The 21,136-nt window shown below is 49.5% G+C and carries 15 protein-coding genes; 7 read left to right on the forward strand and 8 right to left on the reverse strand.

Annotated features, from left to right (window positions below):
- Nucleotides 1-32 precede the first annotated feature (32 nt).
- The 5 genes from NE473_RS15790 to NE473_RS15810 all read right to left on the reverse strand — a co-directional run bounded on the left by NE473_RS15790 (nt 33) and on the right by NE473_RS15810 (nt 5,697).
- The gene (locus NE473_RS15790; protein WP_242866224.1) at nt 33-1,469 is read right to left on the reverse strand and encodes a Sapep family Mn(2+)-dependent dipeptidase; all 1,437 of its coding nucleotides are present in this window, start codon (nt 1,467-1,469) and stop codon (nt 33-35) included.
- Between the two features lie 9 nt (nt 1,470-1,478).
- The gene (locus tag NE473_RS15795) at nt 1,479-2,324 is read right to left on the reverse strand and encodes a carbohydrate ABC transporter permease (RefSeq protein ID WP_055651612.1); all 846 of its coding nucleotides are present in this window, start codon (nt 2,322-2,324) and stop codon (nt 1,479-1,481) included.
- Nucleotides 2,325-2,329: 5 nt separating this feature from the next.
- Entirely contained in the window at nt 2,330-3,238 is a 909-nt protein-coding gene (locus NE473_RS15800) for a carbohydrate ABC transporter permease (protein ID WP_055651611.1), read from the reverse strand.
- Between the two features lie 83 nt (nt 3,239-3,321).
- Nucleotides 3,322-4,713 (reverse strand): ABC transporter substrate-binding protein, encoded by a 1,392-nt coding sequence (locus NE473_RS15805; protein WP_055651610.1) that lies wholly within the window; start codon nt 4,711-4,713, stop codon nt 3,322-3,324.
- A gap of 12 nt (nt 4,714-4,725) precedes the next feature.
- The gene (locus NE473_RS15810) at nt 4,726-5,697 is read right to left on the reverse strand and encodes a uroporphyrinogen decarboxylase family protein (protein ID WP_256265340.1); all 972 of its coding nucleotides are present in this window, start codon (nt 5,695-5,697) and stop codon (nt 4,726-4,728) included.
- 208 nt (nt 5,698-5,905) lie between these two features.
- On the opposite strand from NE473_RS15810, the gene NE473_RS15815 reads away from it, so the two are divergent.
- Nucleotides 5,906-7,693 (forward strand): cache domain-containing sensor histidine kinase, encoded by a 1,788-nt coding sequence (locus NE473_RS15815; protein ID WP_070102833.1) that lies wholly within the window; start codon nt 5,906-5,908, stop codon nt 7,691-7,693.
- Nucleotides 7,687-9,222 (forward strand): response regulator transcription factor, encoded by a 1,536-nt coding sequence (locus NE473_RS15820; RefSeq protein WP_006772387.1) that lies wholly within the window; start codon nt 7,687-7,689, stop codon nt 9,220-9,222. Before NE473_RS15815 ends, NE473_RS15820 begins: the two co-directional genes overlap by 7 nt.
- Here NE473_RS15820 and recD2 read toward each other — a convergent pair.
- From recD2 to NE473_RS15835, 3 genes are all read right to left on the reverse strand, one after another.
- Nucleotides 9,210-11,435, reverse strand: a complete 2,226-nt coding sequence (gene recD2 / locus NE473_RS15825) for an SF1B family DNA helicase RecD2 (protein ID WP_006772388.1) — start codon at nt 11,433-11,435, stop codon at nt 9,210-9,212. The genes NE473_RS15820 and recD2 overlap by 13 nt on opposite strands.
- A 113-nt stretch (nt 11,436-11,548) precedes the next feature.
- Nucleotides 11,549-12,550, reverse strand: a complete 1,002-nt coding sequence (locus NE473_RS15830; RefSeq protein WP_006772389.1) for a rod shape-determining protein — start codon at nt 12,548-12,550, stop codon at nt 11,549-11,551.
- 704 nt (nt 12,551-13,254) lie between these two features.
- Complete coding sequence (locus NE473_RS15835) at nt 13,255-14,811, reverse strand: ABC-F family ATP-binding cassette domain-containing protein (protein ID WP_006772392.1); 1,557 nt, start codon at nt 14,809-14,811, stop codon at nt 13,255-13,257.
- Between the two features lie 165 nt (nt 14,812-14,976).
- On the opposite strand from NE473_RS15835, the gene NE473_RS15840 reads away from it, so the two are divergent.
- From NE473_RS15840 to NE473_RS15860, 5 genes are all read left to right on the forward strand, one after another.
- Nucleotides 14,977-15,942 carry a putative ABC transporter permease gene (locus NE473_RS15840; protein WP_055651606.1) on the forward strand — a complete coding sequence of 322 codons (966 nt, stop codon included), beginning with the start codon at nt 14,977-14,979 and terminating at the stop codon, nt 15,940-15,942.
- A 182-nt stretch (nt 15,943-16,124) separates the two neighbouring features.
- Complete coding sequence (locus NE473_RS15845; RefSeq protein WP_055651605.1) at nt 16,125-16,781, forward strand: TetR/AcrR family transcriptional regulator; 657 nt, start codon at nt 16,125-16,127, stop codon at nt 16,779-16,781.
- Nucleotides 16,765-18,000, forward strand: coding sequence for an MFS transporter (locus NE473_RS15850; protein ID WP_006772396.1), 1,236 nt, complete (start codon nt 16,765-16,767; stop codon nt 17,998-18,000). The genes NE473_RS15845 and NE473_RS15850 overlap by 17 nt, the downstream gene beginning before the upstream one ends.
- 3 nt (nt 18,001-18,003) lie before the next feature.
- Nucleotides 18,004-20,325: an ABC transporter permease gene (locus NE473_RS15855; protein WP_055651604.1), complete on the forward strand. Its 2,322-nt coding sequence runs from the start codon at nt 18,004-18,006 to the stop codon at nt 20,323-20,325.
- Between the two features lies 1 nt (nt 20,326).
- Complete coding sequence (locus NE473_RS15860) at nt 20,327-21,085, forward strand: ABC transporter ATP-binding protein (RefSeq protein WP_055651603.1); 759 nt, start codon at nt 20,327-20,329, stop codon at nt 21,083-21,085.
- Nucleotides 21,086-21,136: the final 51 nt, after the last annotated feature.

Below are 21,136 nucleotides of genomic sequence, written 5' to 3' on the forward strand. Positions count from 1 at the left end.
ATAGTCCCATTATAGCAGTTATGTTCTTTTTTTCAATCCCTTTCTTCTTTTCTGCTCCTCTTTTCATATAAGTCATTCAGATTCATGAAAGCGTGCACGTAGACCTCCATTGCTTTCTTAAGACTGGATATCGATTGAATTTCATCACAGCCATGGCCGCCTCCATGCCCTGCCGGCAGTTCAAGTTCAGAGTAGTCCTTGGGAATACCCGGTCCAAAACAAACCGCATTTGGTATCATTCCCGCATAGGTATTGCCTCCCATCACATACGGCTTTTTCCCGTCCTTTACCACATGGTCGTACGCGGACAGCAGCGCCTTAACCTCCTCCGAATCGATGCTGCCGCAGTATCCATCTCTATGTTCTTCGGCAGAAAGTACAAATCCATAGAGTCCCGCTGTTTTCTGCACCTGCTTCACGATATCCGCCGCATTTACTGAAGGCTGATATCTGATATCCATCGTCAGGGTAACCGTCCTGTTTTTCATCTCCAGAACAGTGCCGGCACACGTCAGCTTCTCAAAAACCGGATCACTGGAGGCAATCCCCAGTCCTTTTCCATATCCATCCAGACAGGCTGTCTGAAAAAATTCCAGAAAATGCTTTTCCTCCGGTTTCAGCCCGCTTCCGTCTTTCAGCAGCATACCTGCCAGACCAATGGGATTTACACAGCGGTCCGGTGCCGCTGCGTGCCCCGGTATGCCTTTCACCGTATAGCGCACTGTATTGCCGGACAGTTCTTCTCTCATGTCCATGCCCAGCTGCAAAGCCTCCGCCTTCCGGTCTCCCATATGAGCGGAACAGTCAATGCAGATCACGGCCTCTGCCGGTACACTGTTGGATGCCTCCCCCGCTGACATATCCAGAATCACGTCCGGAACAGAGTCCCGCTTCAGAGTCAGCACACATCTGCCTTTCTCTCCATAGCACAGAGGGAAACGGCAGTCCGATACAAATGCAAAATCTGGTGCCGGCCATTTCGTCAGATACCAGGCTGCGTCAGCCATCCCCGTTTCTTCGCTCAGGCCACAGATCTGACTAATACGGAAACATGGCTTTATGCTATGCTCCTTCAGATATCTGAGGCAGTAAAGGACCGCGATTACCGCCCCCTTATTATCTGAAACACCTCTTCCGATCAGAAAATCGCCCTTCCTTGTACACTCCCACGGCGGATAGATCCAGCCCTCACCGGCGGGCACGACGTCAAGATGCCCCCATACCTGTACCTCGTTTTCCCCAGCCCCGTAAAGTATCTTTACACAGCAGTCCTCACAATTCTCCGCATGAAGTCCATACTGTGCCGCAATTTCCATCATGCAGTGCGCCGCTTTCACCGTATCATCTGACCGTTCCTGTTCCGGCCGCGAGACACTGGGGATTCTTACCAGCTTCCTGATATCCCGGACCAGTTCCTCCTCATGTGCATCAATCCATTGTCTCAGTTCTGCTTCTCTCTCCCGGTTCATACACTTCACCTATCCCTTAATGCCGGAGGAAGCAATTCCCTCCACCAGATACCGCTGAAGCAGGATAAAAATAAGCATCAGCGGCAAAATCGACAGGACTGACATGGAGAACATGGCACCGTAGTCTGAAGTGGAAGCCGGATCACAAAACAGCTTCAACGCCAGGCTGATGGGGTATAATTCCGATTTATTCACATACAGCAGCGGTGACAGAAAGTCTTCCCATCTCCAGATAAAGGAAAAGATGCCGGCTGTAATAAGCGCCGGTACCACCAGCGGCAGAATAATACGGAAAAATATCGAATAATAGGAACAGCCATCGATCTTGGCCGCCTCGTCAAGCTCTGTTGGAATACCATTAATAAAATTCATAATCAGATAAACAAAGAATCCCTGGACCGCAAAGCAGTAAGGCACGATAAGCGGAAGATACGTTCCGACCCAGCCCAGCTTCTGATACCATAAATACTGCGGAATCATCAGAACCTGTGCCGGAAGCATCATGGACACCAGCATTGCGGAAAACAGGAGTTTTTTCCCCCGAAAGCTGCATCTTGAAAAGCTATACGCCACAAAAGCAGAGGACAGTATGGTACCGGCTGTTGCTAAAACCGATATCAGGGACGAATTCTTAAAAAAGGTGCCAAAATTTACTTTTCCGAACCCCTTCCAGCCGTTTCTATAATTCTCCAGCGTAAATTCCTTCGGTATAAGCTGGCCTGCCGTGGTAAAGATTGTATTTGTCTCCTTAAAAGAACTCATCACCATCCAGAGCAGCGGATATACCATGATAAATGCTCCGATGCTGACCAGTATATGATACACAATTTTCCCGGCCATCCGTTTTCTCTTCATAAGCCTCAGTTCCCTCCTTCATACACCCAAAACTTTTTCGACCAGAACAGGAACACGGTTATGACAGAGATCAAGAGCAGCATAACCCACGCCATGGCGGCGCCATATCCCGTATTGTAAAATTCAAAGGACTGCTGGTACATGTAGACACTGTAGAAAAGCGTAGAACTCATGGGCCTTCCCTGCGTAATGATAAAACACTGCGTAAATGCCAGAAAGCCGCTGATCATCTGCATCACCAGGTTAAAGAAAATCGTAGGTGTTAAAAGAGGCAGTGTAATCCGGAAAAACTGGTTTGTCTTCCCCGCCCCGTCTACCCGCGATGCTTCATAGAGGGAAAACGGTATCTGCTTTAATGCCGACAGGAAGATAAGCATGGAGGAACCAAACTGCCAGATTGCAAGAATAATCAGGACCCAGATCGCGGTATGTTTATTACCCAGCCAGGAAAAATGACTGTTGACGCCTATGATCTGAAGAATACGGTTAAACGTGCCGTCCTCTGCGAACAGCCGCTTCCACAGAATCGATATCGCCACTGATCCGCCGATGATGGACGGAAGGTAATAGGCAGCCCGGTAGAAACCGGTTGCTTTCGTCGTTCTCTGCAAAATCATGGCTACCATCAGTGCAAATATGAGACGCAGAGGAACCGAGACTAAGGCGTAAAAAAAGGTCACCGAAATTGATTTGTAGAAGGTCTCATCCTCCGTAAACATTTTCAGATAATTGCCCAGACCAATGAATTTCGGAGCCCCCAGTATTTCAAATTCACAAAATGAGTAATACAGCGACATTCCCATGGGAACTACCATAAACATCAAAAATCCAATGACAAATGGCAGTGCAAATACAACGCCTGCCGTACTGTTCTTATTTAACTCTGTCTTTATTTTAAACCATATATGATCCATATCAACCACCGCCATTCTGACTGTTTTTCGCTGTTTTCAGGCGCAGAAAGGGCTGCCGCTCCTTTGCAGCAGCCCCTTCGTTCCTATGATTGCTTGCTCTGTAATATCTTGTTGCCCTGTTTTAACAGTTCCTCTGCCGCCGCTTCCGGAGTGATCTCCTCGTAGCAGATCTTCTCCTGCATTTTATATACAACATCATACACTTCCGTAGCTCCGTTAGGCGAAGCCGGGCTGACCGTAGAGCACTTGGGTGTTACAACATTATTAATATAATCGACCACCTTCTGATCAGATTCGCTCATATCTGCGGCAATAGCGTCCGCCACAACAGACGACACGGGTACTCCGCGCTCACCTAAAAGAATCTTGTTGCATTCCACCGAATTAGTCCAGTAATCTATAAGCTTAGCGGCCTCCTCCGGTTTCTCACTGTCAACAGAGACAGAAAAGAACATGCTTGGCTTTAAATAATTGGATTTCACTGCATCGTCGGATGGCCAGGTGGTAATACCGATCTTCATACCCTCCGGCGCTGCGTTCGTGACGGCATTCATATTATTGGAAAAGTAGAACGCACACCATGACATGTTAGACGGATCTGAACCGTAGACCAGCGGTTCCTGCTCCGGCTGTCCGATGGACCGCTCTGCGAAAACACTGGGGTCAATCAGCCAGCCTTCATCGATTCCCATCTTATAGAGGTTAAAATACTCAGTAAGATTTTCCTTCGATGCGCCGATCGCACCGTCCCCAAATAAGTACTCTCCCTTTGAACGAAGGAAGAAGTCCATCCATGAGGTTCCATTATTGTACTGCAGATTGGTTTTATACCCCGTCTTTTCCTTTACCTGTCTGCACACATTCAGGAACTCATCCATAGTCATGTTGTCTTTCAGCTCTATTCCATTTTCCTCCAGCAGCGTTTGGTTATACAGCAGTGCAGGAGAGTTAACACCGATACAGATGGCATAGAGCCCGTCTCCGATCCTTCCAAATTCCTGTACTGTTTTATCCACATCTTCCATATTAATAACACCGCTGTCCACATAAGGCTGCAAATCAACCAGCATGCTGTTGTCCACATACTGCTGAATATACGCCTTGTCCATCTGCACCACATCAGCCATGGTATGGCCCGCCGCTGAAGTCGCCAGCTTATTCCAGTAATCCGCTCCTGACAGGAACTGGCCGTCAAAGGTAACGCCGGGATTCTCCGCTTCATACAGTGACAGCGCTTCCTGTGTCAGCTCCGCCCGCTGCTGGCTTCCCCACCAGGTAATGGTGAGTTCCGTCTTATCCCCCTGAGTATTTCCCGCTTCTGCTGTTGTTTCTTTTCCGCTGCTGCTCTCCTGCCCTGCCGTACTCTCAGCCGCCTGAGTAGTATTCTGCTGTTTTTCTGCTGAATTGCCGCCGCATCCGGCCAGTCCTGCTGCCGCAAGCACAGCCGCCATCATAACCAATCCTCTTTTTTTCATAGTCCTTCTCCTTTATAATTTTCTCGCAGTGTCTACTGCTAATCTGATTCTTGATAAGTCCTGTTCCGTCGCCACGGTACAGTCGGCTCCAAGGATAAACCCTTTTCTTCCATACGTCTCTGTCACCGAGCGGATCGTATTTACAAGCGCCTCCTCGCTTCCTGCTGCCAGCACCCCCTGCCGGTTAGCAAGGCCACCCATTACCGTCTTCTGATGGAATATTTCTCTTCCCTCTTTTAAGGAACACGGAACTTCAAACGTTCCCCAGTTCACCACATCATACAGCTTATCATCGTAATCGCGGTAATAATCCAGATTGACATCACGGTTGCATACATGGAGAAAACAGGTTCCGCCAGCCTCCTTTACCGCCCTCATGATCATCTGGTCGAAAGGTGCGATCCAGTTTAAAAACTGCTCTCTGGTAAGTCCAAATCTTCTCTCTGCTCCCAGTGAAGCCACATAGACGCCGTCCAGACCTACTTCTATGTATTTTACCGCCAGTTCACAGAGTCCGTCTGTGATTCTTTTCATAGCCTCCAGCATCTTTACAGGGTCCTCTTTCAGCCATGCGTCAAAGATTTTTCTGGACTGGTCATATCCGTATCCCTGCGGTTTAAACGGATGATACATGGCCGAAGTACCTACGCTGTGAAGGGTGCCTATGGTATAGCATTCTCCTCCCGTTTCATCCAGGATCCGTTTGACCAGATCCACCTGCCGTCTCATAAAAGGCTGTTCTGCGGTAATCCTCTGGAATTCCGTATAATCCTGTATCGTGTGAAGCTCATGATCGCAGGTCACCAGATTCTCGTTCATGATTTTGAGAATATCGACATCTGTCTGCTTATAAAAATCAACATGTGCACGAACCGCATTCTCTCCGTTCGCATATTCCGGTGAAAAATGCATGGAAAAGCAGGAAGGAATCCCTTTCGTCTCTTCACCCCTGATCGCATGCAGTACCCGCTCCTTTTTCGTCATCTTCTTTCCCCCTCATTTCTTTTTCGTTGTCCTCAACTGCCCTCAGTATATCACCGAAAATCCATAATTTTAATCCAATATTCCGGTATCCTGTATCAAAAAACCGTCTTCTTCTGCGCTTATTCTTGCTTTTTTCCCAGTGTTTTCTTATGATAATAGTATCATCATAACGGCTCACAGCATATGGGAACGGGGAGGCGGCAGCACAGTGAAAGGCCTGGTCAATCGAATCAAACTGATTTTTTCCAATATATCTTTGAAAAGAAAAATACTTACCATTGTTCTTGTTTCTATTTTTCTGATATCCGGTGTCAGTCTGGCGGGAATCTCCGTAGTCTCTGACGCCTACTTAAAACTGCTTCAAAAGACCATAGCAAACAATCTTTCCTACTCTGCGACTACCATCTCCTACTACTTATCCAACATTGAAACCATGTCAGGCCTCATGCTGTCTGATTCCAATATTCAAAGCAACTTATCCGACGTCAGACATTCGGATAATCCCCGGATACGTACAGAGGCTTATAAAAAACTGTCCTATACGGTTTTGGAATACTATCAACAGTACAAGCCTAATTTTATCAGCTATATTACCCTCAATAATCCTGATTTTATCACCTATTCAAACTTTCTCGGCTCCCGCAAAACACCGGAGGAGATTGAGCGCAGTGTCCTTAACGCAGCTCATGACGGAGACGGCCGTCCGGTATGGATATGTGATTACGGAAATGAATATGGAATTTTTATGGGACGGCTCATTAAAAATATCCAAAGCTCCAATCTGGAAGAGCTCGGAACGCTTCTTGTCTCCATTGATCTGGATGGGTTAATGAATTCTTTAAACAAAGGAGATCCGCTGTATGAGAATCCCCAGTATTATATCATGACCGGAGATACGATCATTTACAACGATAATCCCATATCGGCCACTATTCATGACCAGAGGAAGGCTTCAGCCATGCGGAGTTATGATATCATGAATGTCGATGGACACAGATATTTTGTGACGGAGGATGTAATTCCCGGTATTGGCTGGACTTACGTATGCTATCTCTCCTATGATCCTATTTTCAAATCAGTATCCTTTGTTCGGACGCTGAGTATTGTCATGATTATATTGAGCATTCTGTTAGCTATCATCTTTTCTGAGTCCATGATCTCCTTTATCAGCAGACACACGCAGGGTCTGATTCGCAAGATGGAGGCCTTCAGCACCGATGAAAATGCAGTGATTGACAGCGATTACGACTACAGCAGCCGCAGGGATGAATTCGGCCTTTTAAACCGGCAGTTTGACAGCATGGCCGGAAAAATCAGACATTTAATACAGGTAAACTACGTAAATGAACTGTGGAAAAAGGATGCTCAGCTAAAAGCCCTGGAGACTCAGATAAACCCGCATTTTCTGTACAACACTCTGGAATCCGTCAACTGGCGGGCACAGGTGGCAGGAAACATGGAAATCTCGTCCATGATAGAATCGCTGGGAACTCTGCTCCGCGCCACACTCAGCAATTCCACCTCCCATTTTGATTTGAAAAAAGAGCTGGAGATCGTAACCGCCTATATCACGATTCAGAAATACCGATTTGAGGACCGGCTGGAATTTTCCATACACTGCGATGAAGCCTTATACAATGCTCAGATTCCCAAAATGTGTATCCAGCCTTTGGTGGAAAATTCAATTAATTACGGTCTGGAGGAATCCACGGAACTGTGCTCCATTGAAATAACCATTGAACATCAGCAGGAATCCGGCAGCCTGATGGTCCTGGTCAAAAATGACGGTTCACTCTTTGAAGAGTGTCTGCTGGAAAAGCTTCGTTCACAGGAGATCAGGCCGCACGGCTTTGGGATCGGCCTCATCAATATCGACGAGCGGATCAAGCTGATGTTTGGAAAAGAATACGGCCTGACCCTGTACAATGACCAGGAATGGGCGGTTGCCCGGATTCACATGCCTTATATTACCGATCAGGAGGAAATCGTATGCTGAAAATGATAATTGCCGACGACGAACGCGTCATAAGAGAGAGTATTTCCCGTCTTATTGACTGGGAAAAACTCGGAGTAGAGCTGACCGGATTATGCAGAAACGGCCTTGAGGCTTACGATATGATTATTGATGAGGACCCCGACATCGTCCTGACCGACATCCGGATGCCTGGTATGGATGGACTGGAACTGATCAGAAAAGTATCTCTTATGGATCTCGATACACGATTTATCCTATTATCCGGATATGGAGAATTCGAATACGCAAAGGAAGCCATGAAGTATGGCGTAAAGCATTATCTGCTGAAGCCCTGCAATAAATCACAGATATCAGACTGCATCGCAGAGGCCGCGAAGGACAGCTATGCCAGAAAACGGACGAGGTATTTAGAAAGCGGCCATGCTCTCCTGACCGGGAGCATGCACCACAACATCGTCTCCAGTGTAATCAGTGAAAGCCTGGGGCAGAAAAAGGCTCTGCCTGATATTCTCCGTTCCTATGAGCCGTATCTCGATTTTTATTCCACCCCGTACCAGCTTCTCTACGTGTTCTTTCTTGAAATAGACAGCCTGGATTCCTTCCTACATGAACTGAAGCTGTTCTGCGAACAAAATCTGCCGCAGGTCACCATGCACGGTACCTATGTACATAACACCCTGCTTCTCTTTTATAAGGATTATTCAGCAGACAGCGACCTGCTGATGCAATTGATCCGTAACCTTTCGATCCCCTCCCAGCCTGTGGGTCTGGAGATACAGAAAGAGACATATCCCAGCCTGTATAAACTGCTTGAAATCATCCTTGTTAAATTAAAGCGGTTCAGTACCATCTATTATATTAACAACTTTCATCTGCTCTACACCTGCAATTACAACTCTCTCATGTCCGAGGCAGAGCATCTGTATCAGCAGATAAAACACGAATCAGCAGATATCTTTCACAGCCTTGCTGATCTTCTGACGGGAATCGAAGACGCCGCTTTCTTAAAACAGCTGTCCGGAAATCTGCTCCTGAAAGCGGCTGCTGACAATCCCTCATGCTCTGCCGTAACCCTTACGGAATGGCTGATTGAGATTGACGGAGAAACTGATCCCAAAAGGCTGAAACCATTGATTCTGGATCACCTGGAATATCTGCTTCTCTCGCCATCAAAGGAAAACAGCGCCAGTTCCATGGTGGAGCAGATCACAACCTATGTGGAAAACAATTTGGGAAACTCTGTACTGACGCTTAAATTCATCTCAGAACAGGTTCTGTTTATGAATGTAGATTACGTCAGCAAGCGTTTTTTTAAAGAAACCGGGCGCAAATTTTCCGATTACCTGACCGATATCCGGATTACCCGTGCGAAAGAGTATATGGCTGCCGGTGAAAAAATTCAGGTTGTTGCGGAAAAGGTTGGCTGCGGAAACAATCCTCATTACTTTTCCCAGCTTTTTAAAAAGAAGACCGGGATGACTCCCAGCGCGTACAGTGCCGCACTCAACATGACAAAAACAGGTGGAAGCTGTATCAATCATTCCACCTGATAAATCTCACAAATCCTCTCCTTAAGCCCCGAATACCGCCTCTGCTCCATCTCATTGTCCACCATGGCCTGGAACACCTCCGGCACTCCCACCAGGCAGACGCAGGCCCGGGCCCGTGTCACGGCGGTATAGATTAAGTTCCGGGTCATCAGCATCTTCGGACCGCTGAAAATGGGAATCACCACAGCGGGATACTCGCTTCCCTGGGATTTGTGGATGGTGATGGCGTAGGCCAGCTCCAGTTCTTCCATCTGCTTAAAGCTGTACTCCACCATACGGCCCTCGTCGAATTCCACGGTCACCAGCTCCGCAAACAAATTGATCTCCCGGATAATTCCGATATCTCCGTTGTAAATACCGGTTCCCTTGTCTACAGGGATCCCGTATTTATTCCGCACTTCCCACTCGATGTTGTAATTGTTCTTGATCTGCATGACCTTGTCGCCCACCCGGAAGGTCACACCGCCGCTCTCCTTCTCCAGCTTGCTTTTATCCGGCGGATTCAAATACTCCTGCAGGATGGTATTCAGCCGTTCCACTCCCAGCGCGCCTTTTCGCATGGGAGTCATGATCTGGATATCATAGGGGTCTGCCCCCACGTATCCCGGCAGCTTCTTCTGCACCAGGGTAATCATGGCGTTTATAATCGTGTTGGGATCGTCGCGCTTAATAAACAGGAAGTCATTGCTCTTCTTGCCAAGCGGAACCGTCTCGCCCGCGTTGATCTTATGGGCGTTGACAACGATATCGCTCTGGCTCGCCTGCCGGAAGATTCTGGTTAACATAACTACATTAAAACAGCCGGCTTCAATGACATCCTTCAGCACATTGCCGGGGCCGACGCTGGGCAGCTGGTTCACATCACCCACCAGAATCAGCCTCGTTCCCGGATTTACCGCCTTTAATAAGGACTGCATCAAATGGATATCCACCATAGAGGTCTCATCGATGATGACGGCATCTGCGTCCAGCGGATTCTCCTCATTTCTCTCAAAATGCATGCCGACAGAACGCTCGTCCCCGGGCATGCCGGAAATTTCCAACAGACGGTGGATCGTCCGGGCCTCATAGCCGGTAGCCTCGGTCATTCGCTTTGCCGCCCTTCCTGTAGGCGCAGCCAGAAGGATCTCCATCTCCTCACTCTCAAAATACCGGATAATGGTATTGATCGTCGTGGTCTTTCCGGTTCCGGGTCCTCCCGTAATGATAAGAAGGCCGCTGTTTACCGCCTCCACCACCGCCTGAACCTGTTTTTCGTCCAGCTCGATCGACTCTTCCTTCTGAATCTGAAGCAGCTTTTTCCTGATTGTCTCTTCCGGCTCCCTGCCTCTGATATTTAAATCGTGGAGCATACGCGCCACGCTCATTTCCATATAGTAATACTGGGATGCATAGACAATGCGGATTCCCTCCGACTCCCGGATCACCAGGCGCTTGTCGATCTGCATGTCCATCAGATGCTTTTCTATGGATTCCTTTTCTACCCGCAAAAGCTCTGACGCCTGTGAGAGAAGTTCATCCTCCGGCAGGTACGTATGGCCGTTTGCCGTGGCCTGAAGAAGCGTGTAGAGTACTCCCGATTTAATACGAAAATCCGAATCCGTGAAGATCCCCACCCGCTTGGCGATCTCATCCGCCATTTTGAAGCCCACGCCCGCGATATCATCCGCCAGCTGATAGGGATTTTCTTTTATCACGGTATAGAGCCTGGGACCGTATTCCTGAAAGATTTTCACGGCCAGACTCATGGAAATGCCGTATTCCTGGAGGAACATCATGGCCTGGCGCATCTCCTTCTTCTCTTCCACCTGTTCGGAAATCGCCATGGCCATTTTCTCACTGATTCCCTTTACCTCGGATAAGCGCTCCGGTTCTTCCTCCATGATTCGAAACGTATCTGCTTTAAAGCGCCGGACGATCCTGGCCGCCAGCGCGGCTCCGATTCCCTTCACCGCGCCGGATCCCAGATAGCGCTCCATGGCAGCGGTATCCTCGGGAGTCTTGATCTCATAGGTTTCCACCGTCATCTGTTCCCCATAAACCGGATGCTCGGTCATGGGGCCGGTGGCCTCCACCATCTCGCCTTCGCTGATATAATGGAAGTTACCGACAAGCGTGTATTCGTCTCCTTCATCCGTGAGGCTTAAGACCGTATAGCCATTTTCTTCATTGCGATATTTAATTCGTTCTACAAATCCGCAGACCGTCGCCATGGTCTTCCCCCTTTGTTTTCATAGAAAATACAGAAAGCAGGCAGCCGCAAAACTAACCCTGCCGGAATCCGTGTTCCGCCAGGGTTGTCCTGCAGCTCTCCTGCTTACAATGGTTAAAATTCAGATTTACCGCCGTCATGGGTAAACTCGATAAACTTTCCTGTACCGATCGCAACAGCCGTAAGCGGATCTTCTGCAATCATGGTGTTGATCCCCGTCTTCTCCTCGATCAGGGAATCCAGGCCGGAAAGCAGGGAACCGCCTCCGGTCAGAACGATGCCGCGGTCAAATATGTCGGCTGCCAGTTCCGGTGGAGTCCTCTCCAGAACGTTGTGTACTGCGTCCACGATCTGCATGGCCGGTTCCTTTAATGCATCCAGAGTCTCATCGGATGTAACGACAATCGTCTTTGGAAGACCGGTAACCAGGTTACGGCCCCTCACTTCCATGGTCAGGACTTCCGGTCTGCGGTAAGCCGCACCGATATTAATCTTTATCTCCTCTGCGGTTCTCTCTCCGATCAGAAGGTTGTGTTTTTTACGCATATAGCGAACCAGTGCCTCATCAAAATCATCACCGGCCACCTTGATGGACGTGCTCACTACCGTGCCGCCCAGGGAGATGACTGCAATATCAGAAGTACCGCCTCCGATATCTACGATCATGTTTCCGCAGGCCTTGGCGATATCGATGCCTGCGCCGATCGCAGCCGCAACCGGCTCTTCGATAATGGCTACCTCTCTGGCTCCTGCCTGATACGTAGCGTCCTCTACGGCCTTCTTCTCAACTTCTGTGGCTCCGCTTGGAATGCAGACGCTGATTCTCGGCTTTCTCAGTGTTTTCTTGCCTACTGCCTTGTTGATAAAATATTTTAACATCTTCTCCGTTACGGTATAATCGGAGATAACACCCTGGCGAAGCGGTCTGACTGCGACGATATTGCCCGGCGTTCTGCCGATCATCAGTCTCGCCTCTTCCCCGATCGCCTTGATTTTGTTCGTGTCACGGTCAATTGCAACTACGGAAGGCTCTTTTAATACAACACCTTTCCCTTTTATATACACAAGTATGCTGGCGGTACCTAAATCGATACCGATATCATTAGACATCATCATTTATTTCCTCCTGTTCGCTTAAACGGTTCCCAGAGTTTCCTTTATCTGTATTTCCAATTCGGGTTACTGGCCCTAATAGTCCAATTTTGTTTATCTCCCTTATTATATACAATAACAACCTGTTTTTAAAGGGTTTTTTTTATTTTTATTATGTTTATGTTTTTTTTATGTCCAATACACATTTTGGTCACATTTTACCCGTATACTGAAAATACGTTATCCGAGAGGATAGCGGGCCTTTGTTTCAAGTAACTTACTTGAAATCACAAAGCTTTTTCATACTCATACCGGATGGTCGTAAGATCATCCGGCCCCCCTAAATGATTATTTCCCGCTTCGGTCCCCCTCGGAGCGGGACTTTTGTTTGTAACATGCAGTTCCGTTATAGGATACCCGATTTCAGCGAAATAAATTTAAACAGATTCTTCATAAAGTTATAATCTTTTTTATTTTTTCTTAATGGAAAGTCCACAAAATGCACACAAATTCCTGGTATTATAAAGTCAATCACAAAACAGTGATTAACACAAAGCTTTTTCATACTCATACCGGATGATTGAAAGATCATCCGGCCCCCCTAAAGACATTATCCTAATTTATTATACCTACCATTCCCAATAGTTTAAAGAAGCAGCCGCCTGTAACAGGACGGCTGCTTCTTTATTCACATCATCAGATTCCGGCGGCCTGCCGGACAGGTGCTCCTATGACAGCTTCAGCGCCCATTCCCGGCAATCCCACACCTTCGTCGCCACGCCCTCGTAAAACTCCGGCTCATGGCAGATTAAAAGGATACTTCCCTTATACTCCTTCAGTGCCCGCTTTAATTCCTCCTTCGCCTCCACATCCAAATGGTTGGTCGGCTCATCCAGCAGAAGCACATTTGTTTCCCGGTTAATGAGTTTACATAATCTAACCTTTGCCTGCTCACCTCCGCTTAAGACACGCACCTGGCTCTCGATGTGCTTGGTGGTCAGGCCGCATTTGGCCAGGGCGGAACGAACCTGATACTGGGTATAGGAAGGGAATTCCTTCCAGATTTCCTCAATACAGGTTGTCTTGTTGCCTGGCGCCATCTCCTGCTCAAAATAACCGATGGACAGATAGTCTCCGAGCATCACCTTTCCGTCCAGCGGCGGAACCAGTCCCAGAATACTCTTTAAAAGGGTGGTTTTTCCGATTCCGTTGGCGCCGACCAGTACGATCTTTTCCCCTCGCTCCATGCGGACATTTAACGGTCTCGACAGAGGCTCATCGTATCCGATGATTAAGTCGGTTGTCTCAATAATCGTCTTTCCTGCGGTTCTCGCCTCCAGAAAATGAAACTCCGGCTTCGGTTTCTCCCGCGCCAGCTCGATGACATCCATCTTATCCAGCTTCTTCTGCCTCGACATGGCCATGTTCCGGGTGGAAACCCTGGCCTTGTTGCGCGCTACAAAGTCTTCCAGCTCCGCGATCTCCTGCTGCTGACGCTTATAAGCTGCCTCCAGCTGCGCCTTCTTCACAGCGTGGACCTCCACAAACTTATCGTAGTCTCCCACATAGCGGTCCAGACTCTGGTTTTCCATATGGTAGATAATATTCACCACACTGTTCAAAAATGGAATATCGTGGGATATTAAAATAAACGCATTCTCATACTCTAACAGATAACGCTTCAGCCATTCAATATGCTGCTCATCTAAATAATTGGTCGGCTCGTCCAGAAGGAGGATATCCGGTTTTTCCAGCAGCAGTTTTCCCAGCAGCACTTTGGTTCTCTGGCCTCCGGAGAGCTCAGTGACATCCTTGTCGATGCCGATATCCGTAAGCCCCAGGGCCCGGGCCACCTCCTCCACTTTGGAGTCGATAATATAGAAATCGTGGGCCATCAGAAGATCCTGGATCGTTCCCAGTTCTTCCATCATGGACTCCATCTCTTCCTCTCCCGCCTCGCCCATGCGGTCGCAGATCTCATTCATCTGCTCTTCCATCTGAAACAGAAATGCAAATGCGCTCTTTAACACATCCCGGATCGTCATTCCTTTCTCCAGCACCGTGTGCTGATCCAGATAGCCGACGCGGACGCGCTTCGCCCACTCCACCTTTCCTTCGTCAGGCTGAAGCTTTCCGGTAATAATATTCATAAATGTGGATTTGCCTTCACCGTTAGCTCCGATTAAACCGATATGCTCTCCCTTTAAAAGACGGAATGACACGTCGTTAAAGATGGCACGGTCGCCAAATCCATGTGTCAGATGTTCAACATTTAATATGCTCATTCGTAAACTCCTCAATCTTCTTATTTCTTAACCCATTTTACATGACAACCGCCGTTCTTGCAAGGGGAAAGAAGCCACTAAGTTTCGGTTGTCAAAATCGGCAAAAACGTTTATGATAGATGGTAGGTCTTTAAGTCAATAAATTTAAACGAAAGGATTTTATTTATGTACATATACACCTGGTATCAGTGGCTTCTCTTTTTCTTCCTCTACTGCTTCATTGGATGGATCATTGAATCCACATATGTCTCCTTAAAATGCGGCCATTTCGTAAACCGCGGCTTTCTGCGGCTTCCAATGCTTCCGTTGTATGGAAGCGGGGCGATCATCATGCTGTGGGCCTCCCTGCCGTTTCAGAATAACTTGTTCCTGGTTTTCCTGTCCGGTATGATCGGAGCCTCGGTGCTGGAATACATCACCGGCTGGACCATGGAGCGCCTGTTTAAGATGAAGTACTGGGACTACACTGAACAACCGCTTAACCTCAACGGCTACATCTGCCTGGGCACGTCCATTGCCTGGGGTTTTCTGACCATTGTTTTAACAGAATTTATCCATCGCCCCGTGGAAAGCGTGGTTCTGGATCTAAATCCTGTCCTGTGCATCGTCTTATGCGGCATCATCGGGGTCCTGTTTGTGGCCGATGCCGTTGAATCCACGAAAGAGGCCCTCGATCTTGGCCGTGTGCTGGAGTCCATGACAAAGATGAAGGCGGAACTGGAAGAAATCCAGCTGCAGATGGCTCTTTTAAAAGCTGAAACAGCAGACAAACTCTCTGACCTGCGCGACGAGCAGATTCAGCGGGCCGCCAACTTAAAGGGTGAGGCTGCCGTTAAGATTACGACATTAAAGGCAGAAACCGCAATGCGTACGGAAGAAAAACTAAATGCTTTAAAGGAAAGCGCGGAGCGCCGTCTCGAAGCTGCAGCCAGCATCAAAGAGACCGCCGGCAAGGCAGTCCCCGATCTATCCGCACTGACCGAACGGCTGCAGTCCCTCACAGAGAACCGGGATAAATTATCCAAACATCTCGGTTTCTACCGCAAGGGTCTCTTAAGAGGAAACCCTACCGCTTCTTCCAGACAGTTTGGAGAGGCGCTGAAAGAATTAAAGGAACGTCTGAAAAGCTAATTACTAAAAACAGAGCTGAAACGGCTCTGTTTTTTTGTACCAGAAATGCGGCCCTGTTTCGTAAACGCCCTCTTCCCGGCCATACTTTTTACTCTTTCTCTTTACAAACAGACCGGAGTGTGGTATTCTCTTTTTACAGACCGACAGTCAGTCGGTAATGAAGTGAAAAAGGAGACTGCGCAATGAGAACGGTGAAAGAACCAGAGATACGTAAAAATGAAATTTTAGATGCAGCAGATACGCTTTTCGCCCGAAAGGGCTTTGACAATACCAGCACCGGCGATATTTTAGAGATGGTCGGAATCGCGAGAGGAACCCTGTACTACCATTTTAAATCCAAAGAGGATATTCTGGATGCCCTGATCGAGCGGTATAACAGACAGATTCTGAGTGCGGCGCAGGAGGCCGCATCCGACAAAAGGTTCTCTGTCAAAGAGCGGCTGATCCGTACAATTCTTGCGCTGAATGTCAGCCAGAAGGGCGGGCAGGAGCTGAAGGAACAGATGCACCGGCCGCAGAATGCGCTGATGCACCAGAAAACACAGATGGCGGTATTAAACGGCGTCACTCCGATTCTGACGAAGCTGATCCGGGAAGGCGCGGAGGCCGGATACTTTCAGACTCCCTACCCAAGGGAGTGTATGGAGATGATTATGGTCTACAGCAACGTCTTTTTCGACGATGCCGCGGAAGCCACAGAGGAGCTGAGAGACGAGCGGGTGCAGGCCCTTATCTTCAATATAGAGCGGCTGCTGGGAACAGAAACCGGGAGTCTTGCATCGGATCTCATGCGGGTGTTCGGCAGCAGAAAGGTCGGGCAGAATGAAGCAGACAGCTAATTATTTCCATAAATTTCTTCTCCTCTGGACAGGAGAACTGGTTTCTGCCATTGGAAGCGGTCTCACCTCCTTCGGGCTGGGAGTATACGTCTTTCAGCAGACAGGGTTGGCCTCCTCCACCGCTCTCGTCACACTGCTGGCCTTTGCGCCGGGACTGATTCTGGGCGTTCCTGCCGGGGTCCTGGCAGACCGTTACGACCGCAGGCTCTTAATGATTCTGGGTGACGGCCTGTCCGCGCTGGGACTCCTTTTCATCCTGCTCTGCCTCTCTAAGGGAGAGGCCGCGTTGTGGCAGATCTGTGTGGGCGTCACCATAAGTTCTGTGTTTTCTTCGCTTCTCGATCCCGCCTACAAGGCCACGGTGACCGACTTGCTGACGCCGGAACAGTATACAAAGGCCAGCGGTCTGGTGGGCGTTGCGGGATCTGCGAAATACCTGATTTCTCCGGTACTCGCAGGCCTGCTGCTCACCATCTCCGATATCCGCCTTCTGCTTCTCTTAGACACCGCTACCTTTTTCTTAACGGTAACCGCGACGCTGGTCGTCCGGAAAGGAATCCAGTCGAAGCAGGCAATGGAGACAAAATCCTTCACCAGAGAATTCTCGGAAGGATGGAATGCCATCACGCAGAAGAAGGGTGTTCTGGTGCTGGTTATTCTGTCTTCTGCCATCACATTTTTCTTAGGCTTTATCCAGACACTTTTCGGCCCGATGATCCTGGGATTCGCAGACAGTACCGTCCTCGGCATTTCCGAGACCATCTGTGCCTCGGGCATGCTCATCTCCAGCCTGGTAATCGGGACGGTCAGTCTGAAGAAAAACCGCGTGGTCATCCTGTCTGCCGCCCTCTTTGCAGCGGGGATCTTCATGGCCGGTTTTGGAATGCGGGAAAACATCGTTGTCATCTGTGTTTTCGGATTTCTTTTCTTCTCCTCCCTGCCCTTTGCAAACGCGGCGCTGGATTTTCTCGTACGCACCAACATTGCCGATGATTTCCAGGGGAGAGCCTGGGGACTGATCGGGGTCCTGTCACAGCTGGGATACGTGGCCGCTTATGGTATTTCCGGCATTCTGGCAGACGGTACCGGCGCGCTGTTATCCATCGGATCCGGGAGAGGTTCCGGCCTCCTGATCGTCACAGCCGGGATTCTCCTGGCCGCCATATCCTTTCTGCCCTGCCGCATCAAATCCGTGAGGGCTCTTGAAGAAACGAGGTAAGCTATGATTGATTGCCGCATTATCCGAAACGATATCAGAAAAAGCCGGCTCACTACCATGATCACCGCCCTGTTTGTGGCGCTGGCCGCCACGCTCGTCTCCCTGGCTGTTATTCTGGCTCTGAACCTTGCGGGCGCCCTGGACCGGCTGATGGTGCAGGCAGAGACGCCGCATTTCATGCAGATGCACTCCGGCCCGCTGGATACTGAGCCGGTCAACCGTTTTGCCTCGCAGCATGAAGCGGTTGACCGGTATCAAATTCTGGAGTTTCTAAACATTGACAACAGTGAGATTGAACTGAATGGCCACTCCTTAATCAGCAGTACACAGGACAACGGGTTTTCCACTCAGAGCGGTGCATTTGATTACCTTCTGGACCTGGACGGAGCCGTCATCACCCCTGCCGGCGGGGATATCTACGTACCGGTCTGCTACATGCAGGAAGCCGCCATGAAGACCGGCGACATCGTCTCCGTCTGTGGAATCCCGTTTCGAACAGCAGGATTTCTGCGGGATTCACAGATGAATTCCATGCTCTCTTCCTCCAAACGCTTCCTCGTAAGTCCCCAGGATTTTGAACGGCTGAGAAGCCTTGGAACCATGGAGCATTTGATCGAGTTCCGTTTAAAAGACCTATCGGCCCTGGACGCCTTTGCCGCTGATTATACGGCTGCCGGGCTTCCTTCCAGCGGTCCTGCCGTCACGTATCCGATGTTTCGTCTGCTGGGCTCCTTATCCGACGGCATGATGATCGCCGTGATCCTGCTTCTCGGCTTCCTGACCGTTCTGATTGCCTTCTTATGCATTCGTTATACGCTTCTGGCCCAGTTAGAATCCGACTACCGGGAACTGGGTGTGATGAAGGCAATCGGCCTGCGCGTCTCCGACATAAAGAAGCTGTATCTCGCCAAATATGCAGTGATCGCCGCATCCGGATGCACGGCAGGCATCGTTTTTTCATTTCTGCTTAAGAACCTTCTCCTTCAGAATATCCGTTTAAACATGGGAACCGGCGGAAACGGCCCTGCCGCCTTATTCCTCGCACCTGCAGGCGTTTTGATTGTATTTTTCTCCATTCTGCTTTATGTAAACGGAGTTCTGGGACGCTTACAGAAACTATCCGCCTCCGAAGCCATGCGGCGCGGTACCGGATCAATGGCTTTTCGCAGCGCCGGCCGGCTGTCTCTGAATCACAGCCATTTTTTCAATGTCAGCATCTTCCTGGGAATCCGGGATGTACTCCTGGAAAAAAGGCTGTACGGCGTCAATTTCACCGTACTTCTCTTTGCAGCCTTTCTCCTTGTGATTCCCATCAATCTGTATACCACCATGTCGTCCAGGGGCTTCGTCACCTACATGGGAATCGGTAACTGTGATCTGCGGATCGATCTGCGCCAGTCAGACCATTTAGCGGAAGACGCCGCCCGGATCATCCGGAAAATGGAACAGGACGGCTCCATTCTCCGCCATACTGCACTGACTACCAAGTCCTTTCAGGTGGAAACGCCGGAGGGTACCGTTCGGAATCTTTTGACGGAGCTGGGGGATCACCGGATATTTCCTGTTTCCTACGTAAAAGGGCAGGCCCCCGTCACCCCCGATGAGATCGCCCTCTCTGCCATGAACGCCGAGGAGCTGCGCAAGGCCCCGGGCGACAGTCTCACACTGATTACCGGCAGCGGTACACAGACACTGACGGTGTGCGGAATCTATTCCGACATCACCAACGGAGGAAAAACGGCGAAGGCCGCCTTCCCGGCAGATTCGGACGACACAGTTTGGGCCGTCATCTACGCCGGGCTGAAAGATCCCTCAATGCTCTCACAGATTGTCCGTGAATATACGGACACATTTCGCGATACAAAAGTCACGGATATCCGCGATTACATCTCCCAGACTTACGGACCCACGCTGAATTCCATTCGCATGGCGGCTATCGCTGCGGCTGCGGTGGCGGTTACGCTCACCGGTCTGATTACACTGCTGTTCGTCAACCTGCTGACCGCAAAGGACCGCTATTCCATCGCAGTCATGAAGGCCTCCGGATTCACCGCCGGAGACATCCGGCTGCAGTATTTAAGCCGTTTCGTACTCGTATCCGTGTGCGGAATCTTCGCCGGAATCCTTCTGGCCAATACTGCTGGCGGGGCATTGGCCGGTCTGGTCCTCTCCGGTTTCGGCGCCCCCTCCTTCCGCTTTGCGGTAAATCCCCTCCTGTCCCGTCTGCTCTGCCCGCTTCTCATGATCTGCACCGCGGTCTCTGCCTCACTTGCCGGCACAAAGGGAATAGAGAAGATCACAATATCTGAATATGGAAAGGAATAACATGGAAGAAATCATACATGCCGAAAGCATTGTTAAATCGTTTTATGAGGGATCCGAACACCAGCGCATCCTGGATGGAATCAGCCTGTCGGTCCGCAAAGGCGAATTTATCTCGGTGATGGGGCCCTCAGGTTCCGGAAAATCAACGCTGCTCTTCGCTCTGAGCGGCATGGACCGCATCGACGGCGGAAGCGTATCCTTCTGCGGAAGCAATTTAACCGCCTGCACGGAAAATCAGCTGGCAGACCTTCGCCGGACACAGATGGGCTTCGTCTTCCAGCAGCCCACTCTGCTGAAGAATTTAAACATTCTGGACAATATCATCCTTCCCTCCCTGCGGGATAAAAAGAAAAATGTCTCCCGAGTCACCGAAAAGGCACGGGCACTCATACAAAAAACCGGAATCGGGGAGCTGGAGGACAGGGATATCTCCCGTGCATCGGGCGGACAGCTCCAGCGTGCGGGAATCTGCCGCGCCCTCATGAATGACCCGAAAATCCTGTTTGGTGATGAACCCACCGGCGCCTTAAATTCAAAGTCCGCCCAGGAAATCATGGATATTTTTACGGAAATCAACACACAGGGAACCGCAGTCATGGTGGTGACGCACGATGCCAGAATCGCAGCCCGCACGGAGCGCGTCCTGTTCCTGTGTGACGGCAGGATCGTGCGCGAGGCACATTTCCCCAAATATACCGGGAAAGATATGGAGCGGCGCATAGAAAAGATTATGGAGCTTATGAAAGAAGCCGGGATATGAATGTTTGACGACTATAACAATCCTGAATCATTTGAAAAACGCCTGTGTTTT

The organism is Hungatella sp. SL.1.14 (assembly GCF_024460495.1).
GTDB classification, from domain to species: domain Bacteria; phylum Bacillota; class Clostridia; order Lachnospirales; family Lachnospiraceae; genus Hungatella; species Hungatella hathewayi.